The 13,192-nt window shown below is 66.9% G+C and carries 14 protein-coding genes; 3 read left to right on the top strand and 11 right to left on the bottom strand.

Annotation, left to right across the window (positions count from 1 at the left end; translation table 11 throughout):
• Window positions 1-45 precede the first annotated feature (45 nt).
• The 11 genes from MPSD_RS01905 to ftsH all read right to left on the bottom strand — a co-directional run bounded on the left by MPSD_RS01905 (window position 46) and on the right by ftsH (window position 9,773).
• Window positions 46-837: a type III pantothenate kinase gene (locus MPSD_RS01905; protein WP_020785185.1), complete on the bottom strand. Its 792-nt coding sequence runs from the start codon at window positions 835-837 to the stop codon at window positions 46-48.
• Between the two features lie 2 nt (window positions 838-839).
• Window positions 840-1,271 carry an aspartate 1-decarboxylase gene (panD, locus tag MPSD_RS01900; RefSeq protein ID WP_012396624.1) on the bottom strand — a complete coding sequence of 144 codons (432 nt, stop codon included), beginning with the start codon at window positions 1,269-1,271 and terminating at the stop codon, window positions 840-842.
• Entirely contained in the window at window positions 1,271-2,218 is a 948-nt protein-coding gene (gene panC / locus MPSD_RS01895) for a pantoate--beta-alanine ligase (protein ID WP_020785186.1), read from the bottom strand. Before panC ends, panD begins: the two co-directional genes overlap by 1 nt.
• Entirely contained in the window at window positions 2,215-3,126 is a 912-nt protein-coding gene (locus MPSD_RS01890; protein ID WP_020785187.1) for a Rossmann-like and DUF2520 domain-containing protein, read from the bottom strand. The genes panC and MPSD_RS01890 overlap by 4 nt, the downstream gene beginning before the upstream one ends.
• Before the next feature lie 102 nt (window positions 3,127-3,228).
• Entirely contained in the window at window positions 3,229-4,581 is a 1,353-nt protein-coding gene (locus MPSD_RS01885) for a DUF6779 domain-containing protein (RefSeq protein WP_086085753.1), read from the bottom strand.
• 111 nt (window positions 4,582-4,692) lie between these two features.
• Window positions 4,693-5,169, bottom strand: coding sequence for a DUF3180 domain-containing protein (locus MPSD_RS01880; protein ID WP_020785189.1), 477 nt, complete (start codon window positions 5,167-5,169; stop codon window positions 4,693-4,695).
• Window positions 5,169-5,696, bottom strand: a complete 528-nt coding sequence (folK, locus tag MPSD_RS01875) for a 2-amino-4-hydroxy-6-hydroxymethyldihydropteridine diphosphokinase (RefSeq protein WP_011741826.1) — start codon at window positions 5,694-5,696, stop codon at window positions 5,169-5,171. Before folK ends, MPSD_RS01880 begins: the two co-directional genes overlap by 1 nt.
• The gene (gene folB / locus MPSD_RS01870; protein ID WP_015357456.1) at window positions 5,693-6,094 is read right to left on the bottom strand and encodes a dihydroneopterin aldolase; all 402 of its coding nucleotides are present in this window, start codon (window positions 6,092-6,094) and stop codon (window positions 5,693-5,695) included. Before folB ends, folK begins: the two co-directional genes overlap by 4 nt.
• Window positions 6,087-6,929, bottom strand: a complete 843-nt coding sequence (folP, locus tag MPSD_RS01865) for a dihydropteroate synthase (RefSeq protein ID WP_086085752.1) — start codon at window positions 6,927-6,929, stop codon at window positions 6,087-6,089. Before folP ends, folB begins: the two co-directional genes overlap by 8 nt.
• The gene (gene folE, locus MPSD_RS01860) at window positions 6,926-7,534 is read right to left on the bottom strand and encodes a GTP cyclohydrolase I FolE (protein ID WP_012396632.1); all 609 of its coding nucleotides are present in this window, start codon (window positions 7,532-7,534) and stop codon (window positions 6,926-6,928) included. Before folE ends, folP begins: the two co-directional genes overlap by 4 nt.
• 16 nt (window positions 7,535-7,550) lie before the next feature.
• On the bottom strand, window positions 7,551-9,773 hold the full coding sequence (gene ftsH / locus MPSD_RS01855; protein ID WP_020785191.1) for an ATP-dependent zinc metalloprotease FtsH: 2,223 nt from the start codon (window positions 9,771-9,773) through the stop codon (window positions 7,551-7,553).
• Between the two features lie 242 nt (window positions 9,774-10,015).
• On the opposite strand from ftsH, the gene MPSD_RS01850 reads away from it, so the two are divergent.
• The 3 genes from MPSD_RS01850 to MPSD_RS01840 are packed head-to-tail and all read left to right on the top strand — an operon-like array spanning window position 10,016 to window position 13,181.
• Window positions 10,016-10,981 (top strand): alpha/beta fold hydrolase, encoded by a 966-nt coding sequence (locus tag MPSD_RS01850; protein ID WP_020785192.1) that lies wholly within the window; start codon window positions 10,016-10,018, stop codon window positions 10,979-10,981.
• Entirely contained in the window at window positions 10,975-12,168 is a 1,194-nt protein-coding gene (locus MPSD_RS01845; RefSeq protein ID WP_086085751.1) for an LLM class flavin-dependent oxidoreductase, read from the top strand. The genes MPSD_RS01850 and MPSD_RS01845 overlap by 7 nt, the downstream gene beginning before the upstream one ends.
• Window positions 12,168-13,181 (top strand): zinc-binding dehydrogenase, encoded by a 1,014-nt coding sequence (locus MPSD_RS01840; protein WP_020785194.1) that lies wholly within the window; start codon window positions 12,168-12,170, stop codon window positions 13,179-13,181. Before MPSD_RS01845 ends, MPSD_RS01840 begins: the two co-directional genes overlap by 1 nt.
• The last annotated feature ends 11 nt before the right edge of the window (window positions 13,182-13,192 follow it).

Here is a 13,192-nt window from a genome sequence, read left to right as displayed (position 1 = left end):
ATGGTCGCCGGGTGGCGGCTAGCGCGCCGGCTTCAGCCGACCGCGCTAAGCCTCCCGATTGCGCTCGAAGACCAGCCGTAATCCATGCAGGGTCAGGTGCTCGTCGAAGTGTTCGACGCTATGCAGTTCGGGCAGCAGCAGCGGCGCGGTGTGCCCGGTCGCCACCACCGCGACATCGTCGTCGGCTGAAAAACCCTTAACGTCCTCACGAATCCGCGCCACCAGGCCGTCAACCAGCCCGGCAAAACCGAATACCGCACCAGCCTGCATGCATTCCACCGTGTTCTTACCCACCACCGAGCGCGGCCGGGCCAACTCGACGCGCCGAAGTGCCGCCGAACGGGCCGCGGCGGCATCCGAAGAAACCTGAACGCCGGGTGCGATCGCCCCGCCCAGGAATTCGCCTTTGGCCGACACCACGTCCACGCATATCGATGATCCGAAATCGACGACAATGGCCGCCTTTGCGAACTGCTGATATGCCGCCAGGCAGTTGACGATCCGGTCGGCACCCACTTCTTTGGGGTTGTCGACCAGCAGCGGAATACCGGTGCGTACCCCAGGTTCGATCAGCACGTGCGGGACCGACGGCCAATACTGCTCCAGCATGATCCGCACCTCATGCAACACCGACGGGACCGTGGACAACCCGGTCGCACCGGTGAGCCGCTCGGAATCCTCGCCGATCAACCCGTCGATCGTCAGTGCCAATTCATCGGCGGTGACTTCGGATTCGGTCCGTATCCGCCATTGCTGCACGACCTTTGCGTGCTGTTTGGCCCCCGATAGCAGACCGACAACGGTGTGGGTGTTGCGGACGTCGATCGCCAGCAGCACGGTTACCGCGCACCGATCCGCGGATTCAACAGCTCCTCCGCCCCGGGAATGTCGAATGCGGGCACAAAAGCCGGGTCGTGGCCCACGTCGATCTGCTTGTTGTCAGCGTCGACGAACACGATCCGCGGCTGGTAGGCGCGTGCCTCGGCATCCTGCATGGTCCCGTAGGCGATCAGGATCACCAGATCGCCGGGGTGTACGAGATGGGCCGCGGCACCGTTGATCCCGATTACGCCACTACCGCGTTCGCCGGTGATCGCATACGTGACCAAGCGAGCACCGTTATCGATGTCGACGATGGTCACCTGTTCACCTTCGAGCAGATCCGCGGCGTCCATCAAGTCGGCATCGATGGTCACCGACCCGACGTAGTGCAGGTCGGCCTGCGTGACGGTGGCGCGGTGAATCTTCGACTTCAACATTGTCCGTAACATCAATTCCTCCAAGGTGATTGGACACGCCCGTCCGGCCCGACAGGCTGCCCGTCGGTGCCGGCGATACTTTCGATCTCAATTGCCACGTTGTCGAGCAGCCGGGTGGTGCCGAACCGGACGGCGACCAGCAACCGGCCAGATCCGCTGGGGGAAACCGGGCCGAGCTCGCCGTCGCGCAGTTCCACATAGTCGACGACGATCCCGGGGACGGCCTCGAGCACACCGCGCGCCGCATCCAGCGCAGCCTGGACACCGGCGGTCGCCGCATGTGCCCCGGCCGTCAGCGCCGCCGAGAGCGCGATGGCCGCTTCCCGTTGCGCCGGGTCCAGATAGCGATTGCGCGACGACATCGCCAGTCCGTCGTGTTCACGCACGATCGGCACGCCGATCACCTGCACGTTGACGTTGAGGTCGGCAACCATCTGCCGGATGAGCACCAGCTGCTGATAATCCTTCTCACCGAAGAACGCCCGGTCGGGAGCCACGATCTGTAGCAGCTTGAGCACCACGGTCAGCACCCCGGCGAAATGGGTTGGTCGCGAACCGCCTTCGAGTTCGGCAGCCAGTGGGCCGGGTTGCACGGTGGTGCGTAGACCGTTGGGGTACATGCTCGCCGCGGTCGGGGTGAACGCGATTTCCACACCTTCGGCCCGCAGTTTCGCCAGATCCTGATCGAGGGTTCGTGGGTAGGCGTCCAGATCCTCGCCGGCACCGAACTGCAGCGGGTTGACGAACATCGACACCACGACCACCGCACCGGGCGTGCGTTTGGCCGCCCGCACCAGCGCCAGATGACCCTCGTGCAGGGCCCCCATCGTGGGGACCAACATCACCCGGCGGCCGGTGTGGCGCAGCGCCCGGCTGACCTCGCCGACGTCACGCGGCGCCGAGTAGATGTTGAGTTCGCCCGGCTTGAAGACGGGCGCCCGGCCGGCATTCGCTCTCATGGCGTCAAGACCTCCACCACATCCCCCGGTGCATGGGCCCGCATGGCGGTGCGCAGGGCGTTCACCCGATACGCCTGCGCCAGTTGCGGGTCCGCTTCGGTGAGCGCGGCCAGGTGGCCGGCGACCGCGGCGGCGTCACCGCGCGCGACCGGCCCGGTCAGCGCGGCCTGACCCCGCTGCAGCGTGTTTTCCAGGGCCGCTCGGGCTAGCGGTCCGACGATGCGTTCCGCGATACCGCCGGGCTGGTTGTCGACGCATTGCTGGCCGAGCAGTTCTTGTCCACGCAAGGCGGTGCGCAAGGCCTCGAGGGCATCGGCGAGCACGGTGACGAGGTGGTTACTCGCATGTGCGAGGGCCGCGTGGTAGAGCACGCGGCTTTCCTCGCGCACGCAGAACGGTTCGCCGCCCATCTCCAGCACCAGCGATTGGGCGATCGCATACCCGACGTCGTCAGCCGCGGTGATTCCGAAGCAGGTATCGGGCAGCCGATTGATGTCTTCGTCGGAGCCGGTGAAGGTCATCGCCGGATGAATGGCCAGCGGTATGCAACCCTGCGCAGTCAGGGGCTCCAAGATGCCAATCCCGTTGGCGCCGGATGTGTGCGCCACGATGGTGCCCGGCCGCACCGCCGACGTGGCGGCCAGACCCGATATCAGACCCGCCAGTTCACTGTCGGTGACGGCCAGCACCAGCAACTCGGCCGATGCGGCGACATCCGGCGGCGGCAGCACCGGGGTATCGGGCAACCGGCGCTGCGCCCGCTGCAGCGACGCGTGCGAAATGGCGCTGCATCCCACCACGACATGATCGGCGCGCTCTAGCGCGACCCCCAGGGCGGTGCCTACCCGGCCGGCCGAGATGATCCCCACCTTGAGCCTGGCCGGGCGCAAACCGTCGAGCTGCACCATCGCAGACGACCTCACAGGTTTCTTCGTTCGTTCCAGTCCCGTGGATGACCGGGTACCGGACGGTCACTAAGACTGTAGTCGATTTGTTGGTCGACACCCATTTCAGCCGTCACGGCGCCGGCGCCGGCCGCCGCCGGAAGGCTGCACCTGCAACCGTGCCATCAGGTCAGCGACGGACTGACCACCGCTTTGCGAGTCAGAGTCATGCGAGCCCGCCACATCGGGGCGTTCTTCTTCCGGGCGGCGATGACGGGAGGCAAGGTCGGGTGCGGGCGGCGGGGCCAACCGGGGCGCCGCGGGCTCGGCGGGCTGGGGGCCCGGCCACGGCGGTGCAGCGGGTGCCATTGGTGGCGGTTGGGCTGGTCCGGGGCCTGGAGGCGGCCCCGCTCCCAGGCGGCCCACCCCATAGTCGCGGTAGTCGGTGGAATGACGAGATCGCGACCGTCTGCCGCCGTATTCCCGGTCGAACTCACCGATGTCACCTTGGTCCTCGTCGGAATCGTAATGCCGGGCACGGCGGCGTCGACCCGAAGACCGGTCCTGCGTTTCGGCGCCAGCCGCCTCCTCGGCCACCCAGTGGCTGCCCGGAGCGCCGGGGGGCAACCACTGTCCGTCCGCGGCAACCGGTCGCCAAGGCGAGGGTTCGGCATTGGGTACTGGTGGCGCGGGCGGCGGTCGACGATGCGGCTCGTAGTGCAGGTCAGGCTGAACCGGCGCAGCCTCCTGGGGCGGCCCGACCCACTCGGCGGGGTGTTCGGGGCCCGGAGGCGCGGGCGGCGGGGGCTGCAGAAACGGTCCCCTACCCGGCTGCACGTCACGCTCGTCCAGAGGCGGCACGCCTACCTCCGGCACATCGATGATCGCTTCCTCGGCGCGGTTGAGATTTTCGTCTCGACGGGCCATGGCAATCCGGTCACTGGGCAGCCAGTCGGTGGCTGGACTCTCGCCGTTTTGGAGCCGATCGGCGACAGCGCGGGCGGTGCGCGACTCCCTGTCCACCGTCTCCAGCGCCGGGCGCTGTTCTAGGTCCGCATCGAACAAGATTCCCAGACTGGTTCGCAGCGAAGCTAATTCGGCGCGCAACGCTCCCACCTCGTCGGCGGCCGCGCCCCGCAACTCGGCGGCGAGCTCGCGACGCAACTGCGACTCCACCGCCAGCTCGTATTCGCGGCGGGCCGAGATCTCGCGATCCAGCTGCAGGTCGTAGACGAGCTTCATGTCGCGCGCCCGCGCCTGATCCGCTTCGGCCTGGCGACGATAGAGCACGGACACAAACGCACCAGCGACCGCGGCCCACAGCGCGAGGACCACGGCGAGCTTGAGCAGTTCCACCCGATTGGTGAAAACCAGTGCCGAACTAGCTCCAATTGCCAGAACCAGCAACGTCGTCAATAGCACCCAACCCGGCCTGCGGCCGCCGCGCCGGACCCGGGCGCCGCGGGACAGAACGGTCATGGCCTGACTGTACCCGCGCGACCTGCATCCACGTGTCGCGCCGGTCCGGCGATTCTCCCGCAAAGTCCGTGCCGCAGCCAGCAACGCCGGCGGGCCGGGCCGCGGGAGTGGTCAGCCTTCCGCGCCCTCGCCCCGCTCGGGCGGCTCCTGCGGCGACTTGCAGCAATTTTGCAGCCACAAAGCGGCAACGATCAACGCCAGCGCGCCTGCGGCCGCCACCAGGGCGCCGGTCATATCTTCGGCCGCCACCCGCAGCCAGGACCGCCGCGGCAACAGATACACCAAGACCGCAATCCACCAGCCCAGCACCAGCGCACCCACCCAGGCCGATGCCTTGGCGACCATCAGGCTGCGAGCCACCGCCAGAGGATGCAGCTGTCCGGATCCATCCCCTATCTCGCCATCGTTGATCTTGGCTCTTACGAAGCGGGCCCATAGCGCCTCGGCGATCGCAACCCCCAGCAGTGACAGCCCGGTCCACACCGTGAGCGGGGGAAACGACCGGAACAACACCAGCACCATCGGATAGCCGGCGACCGCCGCCCCGATCGCGGCGGCGGCCAGGTCGCGCCTACGGGTCGGTCCCATCAGGCTGCCACGGTCAGCGAGGTCAACCGCACGCTTGCCCGATCGGCCGGCGGCAGCCCGGCCAGCAGCGCGGCGACCGGGCGCGGGCCCTCCGGTCCGGTCAGTTCGGCCGCGGGGTCAACGTCGAGCCAAGGGACCATGACAAAGGCCCGCTGATGCGCCAATGGGTGTGGCAGCGTCAGGATGCTGTCGTTGCAGCGCACTTCGGTACGACCGGCCGGGCCGGCCTGGTAACAGGCGACCAGATCCACGTCGAGCGTGCGCGGCCCCCACCGCTGCAGACGCTGCCGGCCGGCCGCCCGTTCGTACTCCTGAGCTTGGTGCAACCAGGCATGGCCGTCGCGAGCGGGATCGTCTGCGATCAGCACCACGTTGAGGAACGGCTCCTGGGCCACCCCACCCCACGGATCGGTCTCATAGACACGCGACGCCCCGACCAACGTGTCGCCGAGTCCGTCGACCACCGAACGCAGGTTCGCCAGGCGGTCGCCCAGGTTGGAACCGACCGACAGCACTACCGAACTCATACCGCTCGGTCCGCGGGGATCACCGAACCACGCCCCCCGCGCCGCGACCGCCGGGTCACCACCGCCACGTCAGCCAGCGGTTGCGCGATGGCGGCCTGCGGCTTGTGCAGGACCACCTCGACGGCATGTACCCGTTCGTCGTTCATCACCTCGTCGGCGATCTCGGCACCGACCGTCTCGATCAGGTTGCGCGGCGGCCCGCCGACGATCTCGGCCGCGCGCTGCGCCAATTGGGCATAGTCATAGGTGTCGGCCAGATCGTCGCTGCGGGCGCCGTCGGCCAAGTCGATCCACATGGTGATGTCGACGACGAACCGTTGCCCGGCTACCCGCTCATGGTCGTAGACCCCATGGCGGCCATGAACAATCAAGCCCCGCAACTCGATTCGGTCAGCCATCGCGCCCAGTCCTTTCAGCCCGCTGCCACGCGTCGACGACCTTGAGGGCGTCGACGGATGCCCGCACATCATGCACCCGCACACCCCATGCGCCGTGCAGCGCCGCCAATGCGGAAATCACCGCGGTCGCCGTTTCCCGCCCGTCCGGCGGCCGTACCGCACCATCCGGGCTGGCCAGCAACGACCCGAGGAAGCGCTTTCGAGACGCTCCCACCAGCACCGGGATCCCGGTGGCGACCAACTCCGGCAGGGCGTGCAGCAGCGTCCAATTGTGCTGTCCGGCCTTGGCGAAGCCCAGGCCGGGATCGATCATCAGATTCGATGGGCCAACGCCCGCGGCTATCGCATCATCCACGGCGGTGAGCAGCTCGGCGCGCACCTCGGCCACCACATCGCGGTAGTTCGGCACCTGATGTGGGTTGTCGTCGGACACCGGCCGCCAGTGCATCAGCACCCACGGCACACCGGCTTCGGCGACCAGCGGGGCCATTGCCGGATCGGCCCGCCCTCCGGACACGTCGTTGACGATCTGCGCGCCCTTGTGCAGCGCCTCGCACGCTACGGCCGCGCGGGTGGTGTCGATGCTGACCTTGATACCGCGCGCGGCCAGTTCTTTGATGACGGGCAAGACGCGGGACGCCTCGACGGCCGGGTCAACCCGCGCGGCGCCCGGCCGAGTCGACTCCCCCCCGACGTCGATGATGTCCGCACCTTCGGCCGCCAGCGCCAGACCGTGCTCGATGGCCTTGGCCTCGTCGCAGTAGCGCCCACCGTCGGAGAACGAGTCGTTCGTGACATTCAATACGCCCATAACCTGCACAGGCCGCGAACTCACTTACGCAGGATGAGGTCCAGCGCCTCGGCCCGAGAAGCGGCATCGGTCTTGAACTGCCCACGCACCGCCGAGGTCGTGGTGACCGCACCGGGCTTGCGGACCCCGCGCATCGCCATGCACAGGTGCTCGGCTTCGACCACCACGATCACCCCGCGCGGTCCGAGCCTTTTGACCAGGGCGTCGGCGATCTGGCTGGTGAGCCGCTCCTGCACCTGAGGACGCTTGGCGTAGAGGTCCACCAGCCGGGCGATCTTGGACAGCCCGGTCACCCGGCCATCCCGGCCCGGGATATAGCCGACATGGGCCACCCCATGGAACGAGACCAGGTGGTGCTCGCACGTCGAGTACAACGGAATCTCTTTGATCAGCACCAGCTCGTCGTGGTCTTCGTCGAACATGGTGTTCAGTACCGCGTCGGGGTCGGTGTAAAGCCCCGCGAAGATCTCGCGATAGGCACGGGCCACGCGGGCCGGGGTGTCGCGCAAACCGCCCCGGTCCGGGTCCTCGCCGATCGCAAGCAACAACTCGCGGACGGCGGCCTCGGCACGCGGCTGGTCGAACGCCCGGGTGGTCGTTGCCTCGGTTCGGGAATCCAGCTGCGTCATTGCAACTCTCCGTTCGTCAGCCGTGGGCCGGGGGGTTGGACCGGCTTACGTCCCTGTCCTGCTGCTCGGACGACTCGTCGGTGTCCGATGGCTGATCGGGGGAATAGCCCGATGGTTGCGGCCGCTCCGACGGCGGGGGCCACCCGGGAGCGCGCCAGCCCGCCGGGACGCCGTAGTCGGGATGGCTGCCGGGGTTCGCGTCGGCGCCTCGAGAGCCGTTGGGGCCGCGGCCGGTCCCTTCGCTGGCCGACTGCGCCGCCTGGGTAGCCTGCGCGATGGCTTGCTTGAACGCCGGCTCCGGCATCGGCTGCGGCCAGGGCTCACCGCGCTCGATGGCCAGTTCGCCCGGTGTCTTGATCGGCGGCTTGTCCGACGGAATCCGGCCGCCGAAATCGTCGAACATGGTGAGTCGGGGCCGCTTTTCCACGTCGGAGAAGATCGACTCCAGCTCCGGCCGGTGCAGTGTTTCCTTTTCCAGCAGCTGGCCGGCCAGGGTGTCGAGCACATCGCGATATTCGGTGAGAATCTCCCACGCTTCGGTGTGGGCCGCCTCGATGAGCTTGCGCACCTCTTCGTCGATTTCGCGGGCGACTTCGTGCGAGTAGTCCGACTGGGTGCCCATGGAGCGGCCCAAGAACGGGTCACCATGCTCGGTGCCGTACTTGACCGCGCCCAGCCGCGCGCTCATGCCGTACTCGGTGACCATCGCCCGAGCGACCTTGGTCGCCTGCTCGATATCGGACACCGCACCCGTGGTCGGCTCCCGGAACACCAATTCCTCGGCGGCGCGCCCGCCCATCGCAAAGACCAGCTGCGCGATCATCTCCGAACGGGTCCGCAGCCCCTTGTCCTCCTCGGGCACCGCTACCGCATGACCACCGGTTCGTCCCCGGGCCAGGATGGTGACCTTGTAAACGGGATCGATGTCGGGCATCGCCCAGGCCGCCAGGGTGTGACCGCCCTCGTGATAGGCGGTGATCTTTTTCTCGTGCTCGCTGATGATCCGCCCTTTGCGGCGTGGGCCGCCGATGACCCGGTCTACCGCCTCCTCCAAGGCGGGGCCGGTAATGACGGTGCCGTTCTCGCGGGCGGTGAGCAGCGCCGCCTCGTTGATGACGTTGGCCAGATCGGCCCCGGTCATGCCGACAGTCCGTTTTGCCAGCCCGTCCAGGTCAGCGCCGTCAGCGATCGGCTTGCCTTTGGAATGCACCCGCAGGACCGCCCGGCGTCCGGCGAGGTCAGGATTGGTGACCGGGATCTGGCGGTCAAAGCGACCGGGACGCAGCAGCGCCGGGTCCAGAATGTCGGGCCGGTTGGTGGCCGCAATCAGGATCACGCCGGCGCGATCGCCGAACCCGTCCATTTCGACCAGCAGCTGGTTGAGGGTCTGTTCCCGCTCGTCGTGGCCGCCACCGAGGCCGGCGCCGCGTTGGCGGCCGACCGCGTCGATCTCGTCAACGAAGATGATGCATGGGCTGTTCTGTTTGGCCTGCTCAAACAGGTCCCGCACCCGGGATGCACCCACCCCGACGAACATCTCGACGAAGTCGGATCCGGAAATGGTGAAAAACGGCACCCCGGCCTCGCCCGCCACAGCGCGAGCCAGCAACGTCTTACCGGTTCCCGGCGGGCCGTAGAGCAACACGCCCTTGGGGATCTTGGCGCCCAGCGCCTGGTAGCGGGACGGATTCTGCAGGAAATCCTTGATCTCGTAGAGCTCCTCGACCGCTTCATCGACGCCGGCGACGTCGGCGAATGTGGTCTTGGGCATGTCCTTGGACAGTTGCTTGGCACGCGATTTCCCGAAGCCGAAGCCCATCCGGGCGCCGCCCTGCATGCGGGAGAACATCACGAAAAGGCCCACCAGCAGCAGCAGCGGCAGCACGTAAACCAACAGCTCGCCCAGGATGCTGCCCTGGTTGACCACCGTGCTGACCTTGGCGTTCTTGGCGGTCAAGGCATTGAATAGGTCGACCGCGTAACCGGTGGGGTACTTGGTGATGACCTTGTCGGAACCGTCGGTGTCGCTGCTGCTCTTCTTCAAGACCAGCCGCAGCTGCTGCTCACGGTCATCGATTTGCGCGCTCTTGACGTTGTCGGCGTTGATCTGTGACATCGCCACCGAGGTGTCGACCGGCTTGTAACCGCGGGTGTCGTCACTGAAGTAGAAGAACGACCAGCCGAGCACCACCACCACGGCGACCGCCGTCACGGTGCGGATCACGTTTTTTCGGTTCATCAATCTTCGGCCGTGCCGGCCTGGTCCTTCCAAATACGCAGCTGGAAATGTCAAGGCTACCGCTAGACCAACGACCGGTAGTTCCGGATGGTTGCAGTAACACGGCAATCCGGCGAAAGGCATGGCTCACACCGGCGGGTTGCGCAGCGGGCACGATCGGGCAAAGCGGACCGCGGCCGGGCGGCGGCCACCCTCAACAACAAGCCCTTCTCACCGGTGTGGCGTTGTGCTTTGGTGAAATGGTGGCTACATCAACCGAGCGGTTAGTCGACACCAACGGCGTGCGGTTGCGCGTGACCGAGGCCGGCGAGCGGGGTGCGCCGGTGGTGATATTGGCCCACGGCTTCCCCGAACTGGCCTATTCCTGGCGGCACCAGATCCCGGTGCTTGCCGAGGCCGGCTACCACGTGCTGGCCCCCGATCAACGCGGCTACGGGGGTTCCTCTCGCCCCGAAGCGATCGAGGACTACGACATCCACCAGCTGACCGCGGACCTGGTAGGACTGCTCGACGACGTCGGCGCCGAGCGTGCCGCCTGGGTGGGCCATGACTGGGGTGCTGTCGTGGTGTGGAATGCGCCCTTGCTGCACCCCGACCGCGTCGCCGCGGTCGCCGGCCTCAGCGTTCCGGTGTTGCCCCGCGCCCAGGTGCCGCCAATCCAGGCATTCCGCCAGCGCTTCGGCGAGCACTTCTTCTACATCCTCTATTTCCAGCAGCCCGGGGTGGCCGACGCCGAACTCAATGGTGACCCGGCTCGCACGATGCGCCGGATGATCGGCGGCCAACGATCCCCGACCGATCAGGGCGCGGCCCTGCGGATGGTCGCCCCCGGCCCCGAGGGCTTCATCTACCGACTGCCGGAGCCCGACGCGCCGCCCAGCTGGATCAGTCGCGACGAGCTGGATCATTACATCAGCGAGTTCACCCGCACCGGATTCACCGGCGGGCTCAACTGGTACCGCAATTTCGACCGCAACTGGGAAACCACCGCCGATCTCGAGGGCGCCACCATCACGGTTCCGTCGTTGTTCATGGCCGGCACAAAGGATCCGGTGTTGTCTTTCGCCCGTAGCGATCGGGCATCGGAAGTGATCACCGGTCCATACCGCGAAGTGATGGTTGAGGGCGCCGGGCACTGGCTGCAGCAGGAACGGCCGGACGAGGTCAACGCCACACTTCTCGACTTCCTCAAAGGAGTGCAATGGTGACCGATGCGCCGCTGAAATTCGGAGTCTTCATCACACCGTTTCACCCGACTGGCCAATCGCCGACGGTGGCTCTGGAATACGACATGGAGCGCGTTGTCGCCCTGGACCGCCTCGGCTACGACGAGGCCTGGTTTGGTGAACACCATTCCGGCGGCTACGAGCTGATCGCCTGCCCGGAGGTATTCATTGCGGCCGCCGCCGAGCGGACCAAGCACATCCGGCTGGGCACCGGGGTGGTGTCGCTGCCGTATCACCACCCGCTCATGGTGGCCGACCGATGGGTGCTGCTCGATCACCTCACCCGGGGCCGGGTCATGTTCGGCACGGGCCCGGGGGCGCTGCCATCGGACGCCTACATGATGGGCATCGATCCGATCGACCAGCGCCGGATGATGCAGGAATCCCTGGAAGCGATCCTGGCTCTGCTGCGCGCCGCACCGGGTGAACGCATCGACCGCCACTCCGATTGGTTCACCCTGCGCGACGCGCAGTTGCACATCCGCCCGTACACCTGGCCCTATCCCGAGATCTCGACGGCAGCCATGATCTCGCCGTCGGGTCCACGGCTGGCCGGCAGCCTGGGTACGTCGCTGCTGTCGCTGTCGATGTCGGTGCCCGGCGGCTATGCGGCGCTCGAGAACACCTGGCAGGTGGTGTGCGAGCAGGCCGCCAAGGTCGGCCGGGCGGAGCCCAACCGCCGCGACTGGCGCGTGCTGTCCATCATGCACCTGTCGGATACCCGCGACCAGGCGATCCAAGACTGCATCTACGGGCTGCCGGATTTCTCGAAGTACTTCGGCGCGGCCGGGTTCGTTCCGCTGTCCAACGCGACGGACGGCGCCGAAGGCACTCGCGAGTTCGTGGAAGACTATGCGGCCAAGGGAAATTGCTGCATCGGAACCCCCGAGGACGCGATCGCATACATCGAAGATCTGCTCAATCGCTCGGGCGGCTTCGGGACTCTGCTGCTACTCGGGCATGACTGGGCATCATCGCAAGCGACCTTCCATTCCTATGATCTGTTTGCCCGCAAGGTGATTCCGTATTTCAAGGGACAACTCGAGGCGCCGCGCGCCTCGCACGAATGGGCCAGGGACAAGCGTGAGGACTTGATCGGCCGCGCCGGTCAAGCCGTGGTAGCGGCAATTACCGAACACGTGACCGAGCGCGGAGAAGGTCAGACCTGATGCGGGCGTCCGTGCTGCGCAATGGACACATGACCTATCGCGACGATGTGGCCGAACCCACCCCCGGGCCGGGCCAGGTGCTAGTCGGAGTGCGAGCATGCGGAATCTGTGGATCGGACCTGCATTTCGCCGCGCATGGGCCAGAAGTGTTGGCAATGAGTTCGCGACTCTCACACGGCGACGGCTACACAAACACCGACCTGAGCCGTGATGTCTTCATGGGTCACGAGTTCTGCGCCGAGGTGATCGAGGCCGGACCCGACACCGACACCTACCCCGCGGGGACGCTCGTCGCGTCCATCCCGGTGTTGCTGTCCGCCAAGGGAGTCGAGCCCATCTTCTCCAGCAACGACACCATCGGCGGGTACGCCGAGCGGATGTTGCTCTCGGCGCCGCTGCTGCTGCCCGTCCCCAATGGGCTGGACTTCAGGCATGCCGCCCTGACCGAACCCATGGCGGTGGGATTACATGCGGTGAACAAGGCCGGCGTCGACGTTGGCGACACCGCCCTGGTGCTCGGTTGCGGGCCGATCGGCATCGCGATCATCGCGGCCCTGCGGATGCGCGGTGTCGAAACGATTGTGGCATCAGACTTTTCGCAGAAGCGGCGCGAGCTGGCCAGCATCATGGGAGCTCACCAGACGGTCGACCCGGCCGTCTCGTCACCGTTCGAGCACGTCAAGGCCACCGTGGTGTTTGAAGCGGTGGGAGTCCCGGGGATGATCGACGAGGTAATTCTGCGGGCACGTCCGGGCACCCGGTTGATCGTCGCCGGGGTATGCATGCAGCCCGACACCGTGCATCCGTTCTTCGCGATCACCAAAGAGATCAACGTGCAGTTTGTGCTCGCCTATGACCCCGAAGAGTTCGCCACTTCACTGCGGGCACTAGCCGAGGGACTCATAGACGTCAGCCCGCTCATCGCCGGCGAGGTGGACCTGGCCGGGGTCGGCGCCGCCTTTGACGACCTCGCCGACCCCGAACGCCACTGCAAGGTTCTCGTCACTCCGTAGCCCGGTTACCC

Origin of the sequence: Mycobacterium pseudoshottsii JCM 15466 (genome assembly GCF_003584745.1) — a bacterium.
GTDB classification, from domain to species: Bacteria; Actinomycetota; Actinomycetes; order Mycobacteriales; family Mycobacteriaceae; genus Mycobacterium; species Mycobacterium marinum.
The sequence above is the reverse complement of the archived record's forward strand: the minus strand, read 5'-3'. Positions and strand labels throughout refer to the sequence as shown.